15 protein-coding genes and 2 pseudogenes are annotated in these 17,002 nt (G+C 58.2%); 7 read left to right on the top strand and 10 right to left on the bottom strand.

Features of this window, described 5'->3' with window-relative positions:
* On the bottom strand, nucleotides 1-299 hold a 299-nt coding region (locus tag GEU01_RS24510), incomplete at its 3' end, for a transposase (protein ID WP_232272563.1).
* 86 nt (nucleotides 300-385) lie between these two features.
* Here GEU01_RS24510 and GEU01_RS22920 point away from each other — a divergent pair.
* Both GEU01_RS22920 and GEU01_RS22915 read left to right on the top strand, forming a co-directional pair.
* Nucleotides 386-1,072, top strand: a pseudogene (locus tag GEU01_RS22920) (IS701-like element IS1452 family transposase); the annotation flags it as partial.
* A 259-nt stretch (nucleotides 1,073-1,331) separates the two neighbouring features.
* Nucleotides 1,332-1,994: a phosphotransferase gene (locus GEU01_RS22915; RefSeq protein WP_265000767.1), complete on the top strand. Its 663-nt coding sequence runs from the start codon at nucleotides 1,332-1,334 to the stop codon at nucleotides 1,992-1,994.
* Between the two features lie 432 nt (nucleotides 1,995-2,426).
* Here the strand turns inward: GEU01_RS22915 and GEU01_RS15105 are convergent, their stop codons facing one another.
* The 4 genes and pseudogenes from GEU01_RS15105 to GEU01_RS15090 form a co-directional block, all read right to left on the bottom strand.
* On the bottom strand, nucleotides 2,427-3,062 hold the full coding sequence (locus GEU01_RS15105) for a MarC family protein (RefSeq protein ID WP_019086729.1): 636 nt from the start codon (nucleotides 3,060-3,062) through the stop codon (nucleotides 2,427-2,429).
* A gap of 557 nt (nucleotides 3,063-3,619) precedes the next feature.
* Complete coding sequence (locus GEU01_RS15100) at nucleotides 3,620-4,510, bottom strand: transporter (protein WP_019086728.1); 891 nt, start codon at nucleotides 4,508-4,510, stop codon at nucleotides 3,620-3,622.
* Between the two features lie 692 nt (nucleotides 4,511-5,202).
* Nucleotides 5,203-5,343, bottom strand: a pseudogene (locus GEU01_RS27575) (transposase); the annotation flags it as partial.
* A gap of 75 nt (nucleotides 5,344-5,418) precedes the next feature.
* A complete protein-coding gene (locus tag GEU01_RS15090) occupies nucleotides 5,419-6,711 on the bottom strand; it encodes a DEAD/DEAH box helicase (protein WP_019086726.1) in 1,293 nt (430 codons plus the stop codon).
* A 521-nt stretch (nucleotides 6,712-7,232) separates the two neighbouring features.
* Here GEU01_RS15090 and GEU01_RS15085 point away from each other — a divergent pair.
* The gene (locus tag GEU01_RS15085; RefSeq protein ID WP_019086725.1) at nucleotides 7,233-7,736 is read left to right on the top strand and encodes a flavin reductase family protein; all 504 of its coding nucleotides are present in this window, start codon (nucleotides 7,233-7,235) and stop codon (nucleotides 7,734-7,736) included.
* A gap of 245 nt (nucleotides 7,737-7,981) precedes the next feature.
* Nucleotides 7,982-8,446, top strand: a complete 465-nt coding sequence (locus tag GEU01_RS15080) for a nuclear transport factor 2 family protein (RefSeq protein ID WP_019086724.1) — start codon at nucleotides 7,982-7,984, stop codon at nucleotides 8,444-8,446.
* Nucleotides 8,447-8,691: 245 nt separating this feature from the next.
* On the opposite strand, the gene GEU01_RS15075 is transcribed toward GEU01_RS15080, so the two are convergent.
* Nucleotides 8,692-9,282, bottom strand: a complete 591-nt coding sequence (locus GEU01_RS15075; RefSeq protein WP_232272561.1) for a TetR/AcrR family transcriptional regulator — start codon at nucleotides 9,280-9,282, stop codon at nucleotides 8,692-8,694.
* Nucleotides 9,283-9,395: 113 nt separating this feature from the next.
* On the opposite strand from GEU01_RS15075, the gene GEU01_RS15070 reads away from it, so the two are divergent.
* Nucleotides 9,396-10,583, top strand: coding sequence for a lipase family protein (locus tag GEU01_RS15070; RefSeq protein ID WP_019086722.1), 1,188 nt, complete (start codon nucleotides 9,396-9,398; stop codon nucleotides 10,581-10,583).
* 234 nt (nucleotides 10,584-10,817) lie between these two features.
* On the opposite strand, the gene GEU01_RS15065 is transcribed toward GEU01_RS15070, so the two are convergent.
* Together GEU01_RS15065 and GEU01_RS15060 are read right to left on the bottom strand one after the other, a co-directional pair.
* Entirely contained in the window at nucleotides 10,818-11,759 is a 942-nt protein-coding gene (locus tag GEU01_RS15065) for a nucleoside hydrolase (protein WP_019086721.1), read from the bottom strand.
* Between the two features lie 31 nt (nucleotides 11,760-11,790).
* Nucleotides 11,791-13,026, bottom strand: a complete 1,236-nt coding sequence (locus GEU01_RS15060; RefSeq protein WP_019086720.1) for a NupC/NupG family nucleoside CNT transporter — start codon at nucleotides 13,024-13,026, stop codon at nucleotides 11,791-11,793.
* A gap of 129 nt (nucleotides 13,027-13,155) precedes the next feature.
* On the opposite strand from GEU01_RS15060, the gene GEU01_RS15055 reads away from it, so the two are divergent.
* Complete coding sequence (locus GEU01_RS15055; RefSeq protein ID WP_019086719.1) at nucleotides 13,156-14,412, top strand: cytochrome-c peroxidase; 1,257 nt, start codon at nucleotides 13,156-13,158, stop codon at nucleotides 14,410-14,412.
* A 79-nt stretch (nucleotides 14,413-14,491) separates the two neighbouring features.
* On the opposite strand, the gene GEU01_RS15050 is transcribed toward GEU01_RS15055, so the two are convergent.
* Nucleotides 14,492-16,075: an acid phosphatase gene (locus tag GEU01_RS15050; RefSeq protein WP_019086718.1), complete on the bottom strand. Its 1,584-nt coding sequence runs from the start codon at nucleotides 16,073-16,075 to the stop codon at nucleotides 14,492-14,494.
* Nucleotides 16,076-16,222: 147 nt separating this feature from the next.
* Nucleotides 16,223-16,513, bottom strand: coding sequence for a GH32 C-terminal domain-containing protein (locus GEU01_RS15045; RefSeq protein WP_232272560.1), 291 nt, complete (start codon nucleotides 16,511-16,513; stop codon nucleotides 16,223-16,225).
* 79 nt (nucleotides 16,514-16,592) lie between these two features.
* Here GEU01_RS15045 and GEU01_RS22910 point away from each other — a divergent pair.
* The coding region (locus GEU01_RS22910; protein ID WP_042710803.1) for an IS5 family transposase at nucleotides 16,593-17,002 on the top strand (410 nt) is incomplete at its 3' end.

Genomic DNA, 17,002 nt, shown 5'->3' with positions numbered 1-17,002 from the left:
TTTTTTTGGGCTCCCGCCGCCTTGTGGTGAGCCCTGATGTTCGTGCCATCCAGAAAAGTCATGCCCAGCGCCACTCCGTGGTGGTCCTGAACCAGTTCGAGCAGGCGTTCCCACACCCCCAGTTTCGCCCAGCGGATGAAAAGCTGCGCCGCCCGCCACCACGGACCCAGCTCAGCGGGGATACTTCGCCATTTCGCACCATTCTCATGACGCCAGAAGATCGCTGCTATCGTACGCCGCAGATCATGGGGCGGTGTCTTGCCCCTTGGCCGAACCGCCTCAATCAGCGGTTCCCAGATCGCCCATGTCTCATCAGTGAAAGTGCCTGTTCCGTCTCCTTCTTCAATCCATACAATATAGGAAGTATTTTAAGATCTAACAGGCCCTAGCCTCGATGATGATTGAGCGAAGTATTGAGGCCGGTGTGCCGTTCCGCTGGGTTGCAGCAGACAGCGTGTATGGCGTGGGCGACGTAGAACGCACGCTTCGCCGGGCAGGAATTGGATATGTGCTTGGGGTCAAGGGCAATCACTGGTTCGGATCATGGGCAACGGAACCGCTGATTGCCGGAGAGGCGAAAGATATTGCAGCAGGACTGCCAGACCAGGCCTGGCGTCGTCTGTCAGCGGGGCACGGCACAAAAGGTGAGCGACTTTATGACTGGGCGTATCTTCCGCTTGCTGATCTGGATGCTGAAGAATTTGACTGCCCTATAGCCGGACCATGGACACGTGGCCTGTTGATCCGCCGAAACATCGCTGACGGGGACCTTGCCTATTTTACGACCTGGAGCCCGAAAGGGACAACCACGCAGGAACTGGTGAACGTTGAAGGGACGCGCTGGAGGATCGAAGAAGGGTTCGAGACGGCCAAAAACGAATTTGGTCTTGATCATAACGAGACCCGCTCCTGGCATGGTTGGCATCGGCATGTCTCTCTGGTCATGCTGGCCTATGCCGTCATGGCCAGTGTCCGTTACCAGGCAAACTCACTGAAACCGAAAAAAACACAACTCAGAACACGACAGTCCTTGTCCGCTGGTCCATTCAGGAGATCAGGCGCCTCGTCGTAAAACTTGCACAACGCAGACTACCCGTCTCTCACATCCTCAGATGGTCCGTCTTTCGACGAACGCATCAGGCCAGTGCTATCCGCGCTCACTCACGACACAAAATGCAACTGTAGTGCTAGCACTACAGTTGCAGTTTGGTTTCCGGCCTAGAAAGATGAAGAATTTGCGGTTTTTCTCGATGTAGACCGTCTGAAATTCGAGCTTTCTGGAAAGCACGGAAACCATGAACAATTAACGAACAAAACAAACTGCAACTGTAGTGCTAGGCAACCGGGCGACGACGGTGCCGCTCTGTGCCTCCATCGGGGAAATGCTGGGGCGGCTGGACCGGGTTTTGGTGGGCTTTCATCATCCGGCCCAGTCTCATGCGCTTTTGTGGAATTTGTGTAATGCAGCCTATATGCACAATTTCATCCATTATTTCCAAACCGGAGAGCAAAGGGCGCTGGCCAGCGCGGCGCTGGCGGCGTTCGAGCAGCAGGTGCAGCCTGTCATGGCAACACTGCCCGCGCAGGTGATCCATAACGACTTCAATGTTCATAATATCCTGTGCAGCGAGCAGTCCATCGAGGGGGTGATCGACTTTGGCGATGTGATATGTGCCCCGCGCGTGCAGGACCTTGCGATTGCCGCATCGTACATGATGGGCACCGGCACGCAGCCGCTGGAGCAGTTCATGGCGATCCTGTCTGGCTATTGCCGCACCATTGCGCTTACAGGGGTCGAACTGGCGTGCCTGCCCGCGATGATGGGGGCGCGCTTGGTCATGTCGCTGGGCATCAGTTCATGGCGCGCCAGCCGCAATCCCGCCGAGGCCGGATACGTCACGCGCAATCAGGCGATTGCCTGGCAGGGTCTGGCCCGGCTGGAGGCCCTGCAGGACATCCTGCGTGACAGGGTGCTGACTTTTGCAACGGCGTGACCGTATACGATACGGCTGGCCGAGTGCAGCCCTTGGCTGTTTCCTTACGGTAGATACCACGGCAGCCAGCTTTCGCGCCTGCAGGGGAACAATCACAGTCTCCCGCCGCTAATGATGGGCAGCCACCTCGATACCCCGTCCACCGGCGGCAGATATGACCGCATTTCCGGCGTGGGACATGACGTAGCCCATATGATCCGGATCTGCCCGGCCGCGATGATCTTCATTCCCCGCCGTGACGGGTTGAACTACAATCAGGCGAACACGCCGATCCGGGTGATATCGTGGCAAGCGCAAACGTGCTGGCATACACGATCATGGCGGCGGATGAACATTGCGACCCGGCCTGAGTGATGACAGGAAAGTTTTTGGTGAATCGTGTTTGAAAAGATTCAGGAAACGCTGTCTTTTTTAGAAACATGACCCATGGGATTAACGGGACAGTCCGGGTAATACCGCCTTGATCCCTGCGATAACCATGCCGACGGAAATGGCCAGCAGGATCATGCCCATGAGGCGCGTGGTAATGGTGCGCATGGTCTCGCTCATGACCTTGCCGATCTCCGAGGCAAAGAACAGGGTGACAAACAGGATAAGGAGTATGCCCGCGATAATGCCGCCAATCTCCGCCATGTCGGTCAGCGAACTGCCATGGCCGGTATAGATGATGATGGTCGCGATCGTGCCCGGGCCGATCAGCATGGGAAAGGTCAGGGGGTAAAAGGCCAGGCCGGACAGGTTCTGTAACTGGGCCTGTTCCTGATGGCTGCCCTGATGGGAGGGAATGCTGCTGCCATTGAGCATCGACCACGAAATCTGGGCCAGGACAATACCGCCCGCCACACGGAACTGGTCAATGGTAATGCCGAAGAAACTGATGATCTTCTGGCCAGCCAGCAGGATGACCAGGCACATGACGACCGAAAACAGGGTGACCTTGACAGCAAGCGCGCGCTGCTGGGTCACCGAGAACCCTGATGTCATTGCCAGAAAGACGGGCAGGCTCAGGAAAGGGTTCATGATGGCCAGAAACGTACCAAGCGCCTTGACGATTTCCGTATGGTCCAATGGTTGATGTCTTTCGTACTATGCAGCATATGACAGGAGAAAATAAAATGTCTCATACGGTCATAATGCGTGGCCGCCAACCTTTTTAACCCGCGTCAGCGGCAGGGAAGGTATGTGCCTGCCACTGTATTGCAAGCGTGTTGTATTATTCAAGAACGCTACACATGCATGACAGAATTGATCGACCGTTACTCTTTGAACTAGTTCATTATTAAATTAAAAATCTATTTCATTAAATATTAATTCGCGCACGCGGGAATAGTATTATCTGGCCATGACGAGGCCATCGGAAATGTAAGCCGGTCGGATATCGCATCTTTCCGCCACCTCACGCCTTTTGCGAACCGGATTATGGGATGCAACCTGATTTTTTTGGACGAATTATTTTTTGATACGGTTCATTCATACAGAGTCGGCAATATCTGAATTTTCGTGTTGATGAATACGCGGACCAATGTTCCCGGTCTGAAGACTGTTGCCGTGTCGTGTAATGACCATTCGATGTTTGGTAAAATTGTTAATCCACTCCGTTGTCATGAAAAAGCTGTTGGATACCTTTACCACAGGTAAACGAATTTGACGTAATATGCGTTACTTTCCGGAATATTCCGGCCATCAACGGAATGCGAATATCGTGTGGTAAAGGAAACATGCTTTGTGATGTTAAACATGGCGCCAAGGCCCAGGGTTATTTCACGACTGTTTGAATCGTCCAGATACTGGCCCGCCGTCCGGTCATAGGTTCCTTTGACATTCTGCCAGTCCAACGCGAAGAAAGGTTCGAATAACCGCGTGGCTTTCCAGCTGAAGCGCAGATTGGTGTAGAAGACCACACCGGGTGAATAGGTGTGGCCGCCTTTTACATGCTTTGCCGCCCCCGCGACAGTGCCGGCGTCGCCATCAAAGCTGAAATGTTTCCATTCATAATCAAAAATAAAGCTGGATATGTTCGACCAGTAATTCGGGGACGTTGCGTCGCGTGTGCCAACGGCGGTCTGCATGAAGGTCTGGATGCCAAACGTGCTGTGCCTGTTGGGTTTGAACCATGCTGCCGGCCCCACGATGGTTGGGCTAAGGCCACCATAATTTGTGCCATCTGCCAGGTTGTAGCTTTCGGTCTGGATCAGTTCAAACGCAAAACCGACATGGGGGATGGCATCGAAACTGCGGAAATGGACATATTTGGTCATGCCTGACCATGTATGGCTGCCGCCACCGGGTTTGCGCTGGCCAAGACTGTTATAGGAATTGCCTGCCGCATTACCATCGCCATACTGGACCAGTACATTGAACGGCTTGAAATCAACCGGCAGATCATATTCGTGGGGACCGATGATACCAAGCGTGACGTCCGCAGCATGCGCGCCGGACGCACAGAACAACATGATGGAAGGGATGGTGATGCGGAGCAGGGCAATGAACCCGGACGATCTTGCCGGCAGATACATGGGACGAAATCCCCGGGAAGGAGCAGGCATCGGGCTTCCCCGTCGCCTGCATTGTTAATTACCGGGCGGCATGATCTTCCTGTGTACCATCATGGATGTAGGTGATGCTGTCGTCTTTCCTACAGGTACCAAAGCCATCATGGCCGCTTTCATTTTTACGCAGGACATGGATGCTGCCTTCCGCAATGGGCGGACGGTTCCCCATGTCCCCTGTTAGTGACAGGATCGAAGATATGTGGGCACACCATCTGCCGCATCGACAATGAATGCAATGCACAGAAAGTAAAAATATTGATATGTTTGTTACATATACTTGTTATTTCATACAAATAATTGTGCATATGAAAATGACGTTATTCCGGATGGCGCCGGAAATTTCTGTCGATCAGAACTTATTCCTCAACTCACTTGCATTCGGTGTGCCCTGTACAAGTCACGTTCTGGGGCACGTAACAGGTCCGGAGCGCATACGCATATCTGAGCGTAATCGGTTCAGGCGTCATGCTGCCCGGCTCAACGGATAAATGGGGCTTGAGGCTGGCAGACCGGGGCGGTTGCAACCCTGTGCGGAATGCCCCACCCCAGCGTCTGATCCCTGCGCCCCTTTTCCGTTCGCAGCCTGTTGATGGGCGCGGACGATCATTGAATTGAACATCAGGTACTGGTTGTCCCGATCGGCCGTCAGCGTCACGCAAATCCTTCCAGTGCGCGCCCGAACGTAGAATCCAGAGGCAGCCATTTACGAACAGGCGGTTATCCGCCCCACTGCGGCCTGTATTTTCAACTTTGCCCGGGAGCAGAGGCGCAATGCGCTGCCATGGCGCTTCGTTCAATTCGTGTCGATCGCGTCATTATATACGCCAGTGATGTCTTGCAATCTGACCGCCTGGCATGTCGCCCGTATATGATCAGGCAGTTTCTGCAGCGGCCCTTGCGGCTGCCCGCGCGGCGTTCTTTTCTTCTTCGGTCCAGACTTTCCGTTCGCGCTTTTTCTGCGGCTTGACCTGCTTGACCGGTCCACCGCCCAGAACCGGAGGCCGCATGGTCGAATTCCGTGCCGCTTCCGAATGCCATGGATGATCGGCCTGCACGGTCAGGGGGCGACCGATTTCGCGTTCCACGTCCCGCAGCCAGGCGCGCTGTTCGGCATCGCATAGTGTTATGGCAAAGCCATTGCGGCCAGCGCGCCCGGTGCGGCCTATGCGGTGGACATAGCTTTCAGGCAGGCTGGGCAGGTCGTGATTGAAGACATGCGTCACCGTATCAACATCGATGCCACGCGCCGCGATATCCGTTGCCACCAGCACCTGTGCCGCGCCAGAGCGGAAAGCGTCAAGCGCACGTTCGCGCTGGCCCTGCGACTTGTTGCCGTGCAGGGCTTCAGCCGTGATGCCTGCCTCGGTAATGAAGGCGCAGACTTCGTTGGCAATATTTTTCTGCAGGGTAAAGACCACGGCCTGACCCATCCCCGGCGTCTGCAGCAGCGCCAGCAGTGCCGCCTTCTTGTCGGTGGCATCGACGAACATGACCGACTGTTCGATCCGGTCGACGGTGGTCGAGGGCGGCGTGATCTCGACCTTTGCCGGGTCGCGCAGCAGGCGTTCGGCCAGTGCGGTTATGGATTTTGGCATCGTTGCCGAAAACAGCAACGTATGCCGGTCGTTCGGCAGTGCCGCGACAATACGCTCGATCGGCTTGGCAAAGCCCATGTCGAGCATCTGGTCGGCCTCATCCAGTACCAGTGCCTCAAGCTGCGACAGGTCGCACAGGCCCTGATTGATCAGATCCAGCAACCGTCCCGGCGTGGCCACGATGATGTCCACGCCGGCCTTGAGCGCATTGATCTGGTGAAACTGGCTGACGCCACCAAAAATCGTTGTCACGCTGGGGCGCAGATGGCGACCGAAGCGCTCGAAACCATCCGCGATCTGCGAAACCAGTTCGCGCGTGGGGGCCAGCACCAGCACGCGGGCGCCACCTGCGGGCGCCGGGCGCGGCGTCGTGGCAAGACGATGCAGCAGGGGCAGCGCAAAGGCGGCGGTCTTGCCCGTTCCGGTCTGGGCCATGCCCAGCAGGTCGCGCCCTTCCAGCAGCAATGGAATTGACCGGGCCTGAATCGGGGTGGGGCTGGTGTAACCTTCCTCGGCCAATGCACTGAGCAGGGACGGCGCCAGGGAAAGGTCGGCGAATGTCATGGACATGGTCAGGCGGCGCCTCCGGCGCTAGGTCAAAGGCTGAGCCGGTTGGGGCTTCGCTGGTTTAGGACGCGCACTCTTACGGGGGATGCCACACTACGTCAACGCGCGAGGGTGGGCCGGCAAAGGTTTTTTCTTGTCCTGACATCCTTCGGTCAGGTCCAGACCCATGCCCGGAAAAGGTGGTTGAAAGGACAGTCCCGGTAAGCCTGTCGCCACCCGGTCCCGATCCGTGGGATGTGAAGGCTGCACCTATTGCCGTCCTGCCGCCCGGTGTGACCGGCATGCGGGATGGCCGGTTTCGGTGGCCGATGCCGCCGTGCCGCGAAGGGCAGCATTTCAATCAGGAATATCGGCTACCGACACGTGTAATTCACGCCCGCCTGGCATTGGCCAGACATGTCATGATGCAGCCCGCTTCATGCGGTAATGGATATCGGATGATCAGCCATTCCTGGCGGCCTGCTGGACATCTTCCGTCCTGTCGCGTCATTCTTGGGCATAGGCACCACAAAGGAGAATGCATCATGGATGAACAGGCCAGGAAAACCGCGTTGCGGATGATTCCGTATGGACTTTATGTGCTGACGGCTGGAACGAAAGAGACCACCATCGCGTCCGCCACGATCAACTGGGTCACCCAGACCAGCTTTGCCCCGCCGCTTCTGGCCCTTGGCATCAAGACGGATTCCGCTGTTTATGCCGCCGCGCGTGAAAGCCGTGATCTGGTGCTCAACATCCTGGGACAGGGGCAGGGCGGTCTGGCCTTCGCTTTCTTCAAACCCGCGGAATACGCTGATGGCAAGCTGGGTGGACAGGAAGTCCGCTGGGCCGCGAATGGCGCGCCCATCCTGACCAGCGTGCCGGCCGCAGTGGAACTGAAGGTACGTCACATCGTGGAACTGGGGGACCATCATACCTTCGTTGCGGAGGTCACGAATGTGCACCTGAACCAGCAGATTACGGGTCGCCCCGATGAAGCTATCCTGCATATGAAGGATCTGGGCGAAAAAGTCTTCTACGGCGGCTGACCGTCCTGTTCCGTGACCCGCCCGTGTCGGTCGTGCAGGCTGGAACCGGCATGGCGGCGGGTCATGGCCGGTGGGGATCTTCATCCCCAAGTGCCAGTATCTGCATGGTTGGCTTTGACGACGACCGACTTGCTCCGCCATGGTGCAAGCGTATCTTCAGGTCATGATTCCGCCCGGTATATGCCCTGTGATTTCAGTGTTATGGTCGGGCCAGACGCATCACCGAACCGGATCAGGAGTTTCCCATGTCACGACCGCCATTTCCCCCATTCGATGCTGAAACCGCTGCGATAAAGACCCGTCTTGCCGAAGATGCCTGGAACAGCCGCAATCCCATGCTGGTTGCGCAGGCCTATACAATGGACAGCCAGTGGCGCAACCGTACGACCTTTATCAGGGGGCGGAGTGAAATCGTCTCTTTCCTCACGCACAAATGGGCCACGGAACATGATTACCGCTTGATCAAGGAATTCTGGGGCTTTCGCAATAATCGCATGGCGGTCCGTTTCGCCTATGAATGGCATGACGCAACGGGATGCTGGTTCCGGTCTTATGGCAATGAAATGTGGGAATTCGATGAGGCGGGGCTCATGCGCCGTCGCTTTGCCTCAATCAACGACTTGGCAATTGCCGATGCGGACCGGCTGTTTCACTGGCCACAGGGGCGCCGTCCGGACAGTCATCCGGGATTGTCCGAACTTGGGCTGTAATTCTGGTTAAAAAGCCAGACTGCAAATTATAAAGAAGTTTTTGGTGAAACTTTTTTCAAACGGTTTCCAGGCAGGCACTTGCAGATATGACGATTTGCGGGAATACGTTTTTCGTGAAAACGGATTTCGTCCTTTTCTGCAAACGATCCCTTTATCTTTGGATTTGCAAGGACAGACATTCATGGATGAAGACCAGACGGTATCAATGCCATGCCGTGGCACTATTGCCTAATATCCAATGCCTGTTACCGTAATGCGTCGTCAAGCAGGTCTTCAAGTGACATGTCTTCCCCCTGGCTTGACAGGAGGGGATCCAGAAGCCCGTCAATGGCCAGGACCGCCAGCCCATGCACCTTGCCCCAGTGGGCCGCGCGTATTCCACTGCGTGTCCGCTGGGGCTGGTGATCCGTCATGTTGCCGATCAACCGGGTCAGCATGTGTGAAGTCCGGGCGGAGGCTGCGGCCAGTGGGCGATCGCCCCGGTCAATCACGTCGCTGCGGAACATCAGGGTAAACAGGCCAGGATTGTGAATGGCAAAGCGCACGTAAACCAGACCGGCGGCATGGGCACCGATTTCAAGAACGGGTTCAAGGGCGGCAGCCAGCTCTTCATGGCCAGTGGTTGCCAGCGCACTCAGCAGGCCCGCAAGATTGCCGAAATGCGGGACGGCAGCCGCAGAGGAAACACCGGCATGGCGCGTGATGGCACGCAGGCCAAGGGCTGAAATCCCCTGCTGTTCAAGCAGGGCACGGGCCGAACGCAGGAGTGCCGACCGCAGGTCCCCATGATGGTAATTTTTCTTGGATTTCTGTCGTTCCATGACCTGTAATCCCATGACCGCCCTTCCTGGCATCATCCTTGACAACAGGTCCGGGGCGATATCTTGTCATTGATAAGTTTTATTCTCGGAGCGGGTCAAGCAACGATTTCACCGCAAAAGGATTCATCATGCTTTTTTGTCGTTCCAGCTTTACGGTTGCTGGCCTGCTTGCGGGTATCTGCTTTCCTGCCCTGAGTGTCGGTGCCCATGCCGCCGCGACCTCCACCCAGGACGGACCGGGCACGCTGAGTGCATCTGAAACCCTGGCCCCATCTTTCAGCCTGCCCGATGCGGGGCGGTCAGTGCGGATTACCTACCTTTCCACGAATGGCGTGACGGAGAAGGGGCTTGTCCCCGTGACGGCGGAAGTCATCCTGCCCGCAGGCAAGCCGCCGGCAGGTGGCTGGCCAATTGTCGCCTGGGCCCATGGCACGGTGGGTGTGGCCGACCATTGCGCACCGTCCAGCAATCCGTGGACCGAACGCAACCGTCGCTATCTGTCGGAATGGATGAAACGTGGCTTTGCCGTGGTTGGTACCGATTATCAGGGTCTGGGCACGCCCGGCACGCATGCCTATCTTGATACCCGCGTAGAGGCGTACAGCGTGCTGGATGGCGTGCGCGCGGCCCTTGCAGGTGTTCCGGGATTGCAGAACAAAATCATGATTGTCGGGCAGTCGCAGGGTGGTGGGGCCGCATTTGCCTCGGCCGCTTTCGCGCCCGGCTATGCGCCTGAACTGAATATCCGGGGAACGGTGGCCACGGGGGCACCCTATATCACGCCAGAACTCCTGCAGCAGATGACCGCACTGGATCGGGCAAGGGGAGGCTATGATCCTGTCATGGTCTACGCCCTGTATCTTGCGCAGGGTCTGGCAGGCTACGACCCCGCTTTCCGACCCGAAGACACCTTTACCCCAAAGGCGATGCCGGCCTATCAGGCGGCTGCAGATTTATGCGTGCACGAACTGACGGATAAGGTGAGGCAGGACAGGCTGAATTTCAGCAATTCCCTGAAGCCGGGTTTCCTGAAGACCCTTGGACCAGCCCTGCTGGCAATGAAATATCCGACCATGAAGCTTCCGCAGCCGCTGTTCATGGGAACAGGCGAACTGGACCGTGATGTCCCGCCGCCGCTGCAGTTCGGCCTTGTCAAGGCAGCCTGCGCTGCGGGGACGGTTGTGCAGGCGCATGTCTACAGGGGACTGGACCACGACCAGACCGTCAATGCATCCCTGCCGGATTCGGCAGCCTTCACAAAGGCAGTCATGGCGGGCCAGCCGATAACGCCGCAGTGCAGCCCGCCCCCTGAATAAATATCCGGAAAAGCAGCCGGGTCAGGTAAAGGACGATCACGCCCGTATACAATATCTGCCTGCGCGATGACCACCCGCATGGCCGTCTGGTTCATGTTGACATCATGAAAATCATGCGTTGCGGGGAGCACATCATATGCACTGCCCCCGGAATGCATTTTCATCTGGTTGCGGACGGAGGGCATGGAACGCAGTCGCATGACAGGCGGTATGCAGGCTTTGGCCGGTTTCGTATCATGGCAGGCGGCTTAACTGTGTCAGCACGACTTCCCATAATGCCGCGCTGTCCACTTCGCGCAGGAAAAGGGCATTGCGTGGTCGGTCGGTGACCTGCCACCAGTCCACGGCTGTGGCTCCCTGCATGAGGGGGCTGTCCACCTCGACCGAAACATTGACCGTGCGGCCTGCAAACAGGTCTGGCGCCAGCAGCCAGCCGATGGTGCAGGGATCGTGCAGCGGCGCACCATCCCAGCCGTATTTTTCAAGATCGAACCGTTCGGAAAATCCCAGCATGGCTGCTGCCGCCTGCGCGCAGCGACCGGGCAGGGCACGCAGTCGATCCAGACGCGATGCGCTGATCAGGAATTTATGTGTGATATCCAGCGGGACCAGCGTCAGTGGCAACTGCCTGCGCAATACAATGTCCGCGGCATCGGGATCGGCGAACATATTGAACTCGGCACTGGGGGTGATATTGCCACATTCGGAATAGGCCCCGCCCATGGAAACAACCCGCCCGATGCGTGCCGCAATGTCGGGTGCCTTGACCAATGCGACGGCAAGGTTGGTCATGGGGCCAAGGGTGACCACGGTTATGCTGCCTGACGGATGGGCCCTGATTGTATCAATCAGGAAATCCACGGCATGCTGCCCCTGTGGGCGCAGTTCCGGTTGTGGCAGGTCCGGACCATCCATGCCGGTCCGGCCATGGACATGCTCGGCCGTGATGGGCGTGCGGCGCAGGGGGGCGGCGCATCCGGCATGGACCGGGATATCCGGCCGTCCCGCCAGTTCCAGAATCGTGCAGGCATTCGCGGTGGTCTGGCTGACCGGCACGTTGCCCGCCACAGTGGATAGCCCAAGGATTTCCAGATGCGGTGCCGCCAGCGCCATCATGATGGCAATGGCATCATCCTGACCCGGATCCGTATCGATTATGATCTTTTGCACATCCACTTCGGTTTCATTCCTTTTCGCGGTTGAAGTGTTACTGGATGATGATACCGGCGATCGCGGCACTCAGCAGGTTGGATAGCATGCCTGCCAGTACGGCGCGGGCGCTCCTGCGGGCGACTTCCTCGCGCCGGTCGGGACACTGGCTGCCGAATGCCGCCACAAGCAGGCCGATGGAACTCAGGTTGGCGAAGCCGCATAGCGCGAATGAAGCAATCGCGGCAGCCCGGGGCGACAGCACGCCGCCCCGTATGTCGGGGCCCAGATGCAGGTAGGCGACAAATTCGTTGACGGCCATCTTCAGCCCCAGCACTGACCCCACGGTGCCACATTCAGACAGTGGTACGCCCAGCAGCCATGCGACCGGGGCAAACAGCAGTCCCATAAGGTATTCCAGTGACAGGGCAGGCCACCCGACAACCCCGCCCACGCCCTGCAATATCACGTTGACCAGCGCAATCAGCCCGATACACGCGACCAGCATGGCCGCGACCGATACGGCCGTGCGCGTGCCATTCAGCGCCCCTTCCATGACGGCTTCAAAAAAGGCGCGGTGATAGGCGGCATCGCCTGTGGCAAGTGGTGTGGGCGGTACGTCGGGGGGAAGCGGTTCAAGCAGCTTGGCAAACAGCAGTCCGCCGGGTATGGCCATGAAGGATGCGGCGACCAGATAATGCGCCGGAATACCTAGCCCGACATAACCAACCAGTGTAGCGCCCGAAACGGACGCCGTGACACTGCACAGTACGCTGAACAGTTCCGTCCCGCCTATGGTGGCAAGGTAGGGACCAAGGGCAACCGGCAGTTCGCTTTGCCCGACAAAAATGGTGATGATGGCGCCAAGGGATTCAACGGATGATGTCCCGGCCAGCCATTGCAGCCCGCGCCCGGACACGCGCGCGAAGGCCTGCATGATGCCGCAATGGTACAGAATGGCGATCAGGGCGCTGACATAGACCAGCGATGGCAGCACCTGAAACGCAAAAACATAGCCTTCCCCCGGAAAGACCGTATTCATTCGTGGCCCGACCAGCGCGCCAAACAGGAACCGCCCGCCTTCGTCACCATAGGCCAGCAGGTGCGTTACCATGCCCGATATCGCGCGCAGCAACGCCTGACCCGCGGGAATGCGCAGGACGATAAACCCGATGGCGACCTGAAGCCCAAGGCAGGCAAGGATGATGCGCGGCCTGATCTGCCTGCGATCAGCCGAGAAGAGGATGCCTGTACACACCAGAAGTATGATACCGATACATCCACGGATATGCATGAAGCCGCCTTCAGGGAAGCAGGGAGACAGGTTTGGGGTAACGGTTTTTCTGATTATATGGTTGATTTATCGTAACATTGCACAGGCGCGCGTCAAGCCGCACGTGCCATACATCCTCCCGCATGAAGAATGGACACGATGATTTCCCGCCTGCTCAGGGTCGCCCTGCGCGGCATGTATGTCATTTCTGCCCTGTTGATGGTCACACCCGCCAGTGCGCAGGCCACGCAGGGGACGCCAATGTCACGTATCCAGGCCCGTAGCCGTGCGCAGGCGCTCAGTGTGCTTGGACGTGACCTGTTTCATGATGTCCGGCTGTCGGCATCCGGGCATATGGCCTGTTCTTCATGCCATGATGACACCCATGCCTTTGCACCCGCCAACAGCCTGCCCGTGCAGTACGGTGGCCCGGACATGCGCCAGCAGGGTCATCGGGCGGTGCCATCACTTATGTATCTGCAGGATGTGCCCCAGTTTGCCGAACATTTCTTTGATTCGGAAGACGAGGCCGATGAAAGCCTCGATAATGGCCCCACCGGGGGCCTGACGTGGGATGGCAGGGTGGATACGGCGCGGGGACAGGGGGAAATTCCGCTGCTTTCCCCGTATGAAATGGCGAACGCCAGCCGGAGGGATGTGCTGCGGCGGGTGCTGGCCGCAGGCTACGGGCCGCGTCTGGATACACTGGTCCGGACCCCCACGGATGACCGGTTTGCCCTGATTGTGGAGGCTTTGGCCACCTATCAGCAGGAACCGGGGCTTTTTTACCCCTACACCAGTAAATACGACGCGGTGCTGGCAGGCCGTGCGCGGCTTTCACCACTGGAAGCGCGGGGACTGGATCTGTTTGAACGGGCGGACAAGGGGAACTGCGCGTCATGCCATGTCAGCCAGCCCGGCCATGATGGCACGCCACCCCAGTTTACGGATTACGGACTGGTGGCGCTTGGGGTACCGCGTAATCGTGCAATCGGACTGAATGCCAATCCGGCCTATTTCGACATGGGCCTGTGTGGACCGGATCGGACCGACCTGTCCGACCACCTGGAATATTGCGGCCTGTTCCGCACGCCATCGTTACGCAACGTGGCGACACGGCACGTCTTTTTCCATAATGGCGTGATTCATTCCCTACGGCAGGCCGTCGCCTTCTATGCGTTGCGTGATATCCGGCCACAGCTATGGTACCCAACCGGGCCGGATGGCAGGGTGCGGATCTATGATGATCTGCCCGCGCGTTTTCATGCCAATATCAACATGGACCCGCCCTTTGGTCCCCGGCCCGGTAACCGACCGGCTTTATCCGATGATGAGATTGATGCCGTTGTTGCCTTTCTCGGGACCTTGACGGATGGATATTTTCACCCCGCGGGCGACGTGCGTTGAGCCTAACCCACAGGGGGCAGGGGCGGAAAGCGCATGCTCCGAAAGCCAGCCATGACAGGGCATGATCGACAGGCAGGGCCTACCGCATCCCCCGTGTCAGCAGCAGGGCGCCGGTCAGGTCGCCCAATGGTTGGCCCGTGCTGGCCTGTATGGCCTGCTCGCGGGCGGCAAGACCGTCCAGCGTACGCAGGTGAAAACGTTCGGTCAGGAATTTCAGGATGGACGTCGTATCCTGCACCGTATGGTCAACATAGCCACGTCGTGCGTAAGGCGAGATGATAATGGCGGGAATGCGTGATCCCGGTCCCCATCGGTCACCTTTTGGCGGTGCGACATGGTCCCACAGCCCGCCATTTTCGTCATATGTGACGATTACCAGCATATGCGGCCATTGGGGACTTTTTTCCAGATGGGCGATCAGGTTGGCGATATGATGATCCCCGGACTGAATGTCGGCATAGCCGGAATGCTCGTTCAGGTTGCCCTGTGGTTTGTAGAAACTGACCTGTGGCAGGGTGCCGTGGTCGATATCGTCAATGAACCGCATGCCCGCCAGCCCGCCATCGCGCAGGTGCGCCTGTCGCGCCGGTGTGCCGGGGGCGTAATTGAGGAAATAGTTATATGGCTGGTGGTGGTACTGGAAATCCGGCGTGGGATAATGGTTGCCATGGACCAGCACATCCTGCCATGCGCTGGCATACCATGCCCATGTGACCTCCTTTTCACTCAGGCGGTCACCAATGGTGGGGATCGTCTGGGGCGGCAGGGTGGTGGCCTGTGCGGGATCGGCAAAGCGTGGATCCTGTCCCGCCGCCGGTGCGTTGCCACTCGGCTGATAGGGGGGCTGCATCGTGTTGATGGCGTGAAAATCGGGCGTCAGGTTGCCATCGCGCACGAATTTCGGAATGCCCTCCAGTGCGGAACGGGGGGAATTGGCGGCGACAAGCAGGGACGTGCCCGAAGGATCAGCCGCGGAAATGACCGGATGGGCGGGACTTGTATCCGCATCGGGATAGTAGGGGGCGCAGGCGCAGGCCAGCCATTGATGGTTGAGAAACGAGCCGCCAAACGCCCCCATGAAGAAATGGTCCGCCAGGGTGTACCTGCGTGCGACCTGCCACATTTCCATCCGCGTGCCATCCCAGTAACTCATGGGCATGGCCCCGGAATCCGCCCATGCGACAAACATGTCGTTACGGCCGCCGTTGATCTGCATCTGGTTCTGGTAATACCGGTGCCACAGGTCATGCGTGCGCGTGCTGAGGGGACGGTTGAACCCCTGCGGATCATCCACGCGGAATGGCTGGTTCAGCAGGTGGGCACTCATGGCCTGCGTGACCGGATCAGGCACGCCCCGCCCCGTCAGCCCACCCCATACAGGGGGGAGTTCATGCAGTATTGATCCATCCCGGTCGCGCTGGGCAAACAGCGACAGGGGCTTGCCCGTAAATGTGTCCGCACCGGGAAAACCATTGTACAGGTTATCAAGGGAGCGGTTTTCGGCAAAGATCACGACCACTGTCTGGATCTGGTCCAGTGAAGGGGATACAGGCCCGGCACGGCTGCCGGTGACGCCGCAGGCCATCGTGACGGCAAGGCACAGGAGCCCGATCGTGGGCCGCGCCACGCTGCGTCGACTATTGGTATACTTCAGGTCTGCCATGCTTCTTCATTATCCTGAACTTGCAACCGGTCAAGCCGGATGGCCCGCTATCCGTGATTGCGTGCGCGCGGGCCTGACGACCGGGATACCGGGATGGTGCAGGCAGGGCCTGTCCGTCCCGGCAGGACAGCGGGGCCGGGTGGTATTCTATTCCTGGTTGCGGTCAAGAAGGGTGACCTTCATATGGCTGAATTCGGTCATGCCGTTTTCGGAAAAGGTCATGATGCGATCGGCATCGGCTGGCGGAAAGACAAGATCCGTCATGACAACCGAACCATTGCGCGACAGGACTTCTACCGAATTGCGGTCAACAATGACATGCAATGAAACCTCCCCTGCCGGGGCAGGCATGCTGACGCTGTGTTCATGACTGAACTTGGGCGAGAACCCTGTCTGACCCGAACGTGACCGGTCGACGGTCAGTGTCTGTTTCTTCATGTCATAGAGCCCGATCCGAAAGTTTTTGAACAATACCAGCCTGTTGTGATTCATCCGTCTTTACGAAGAGATGGAGTGAATGGTGACATGGACTGGTATTGCCCGACGTGAACATAGCCGGGAAGGAATGCGATATCCATCGGATACGACGGACGAAGAGTGGGCTCTGATCATGCCATTTATACCCCCGGCGAAACGGGGTGGTCGCCCCCGCACGACGGATATGCGCGAGGTGGTCAACGCGATGCTCTACATAGCCTCGGCCGGGTGTGCGTGGCGTTTGCTGCCGAAATGCTTTCCGCCGGTCTCGACCGTCAGGCGCTATTTTTACGCCTGGCGTGATGCCGGATTGTTCGAAGTCATGAATACGGTCCTGGTCATGAGCCTGCGCGAGATTGAGGGGCGTGAAGCCTCTCCAAGCGCGGGCGTGATTGATAGCCAGTCGGTAAAAACCACGGAAAGCGGCGGGCTTTCGGGCTATGACGCGGG

Source organism: Komagataeibacter europaeus LMG 18890, assembly GCF_000285295.1.
GTDB lineage: Bacteria > Pseudomonadota > Alphaproteobacteria > Acetobacterales > Acetobacteraceae > Komagataeibacter > Komagataeibacter europaeus.
This window is presented reverse-complemented; position numbering and strand designations above follow the sequence as displayed.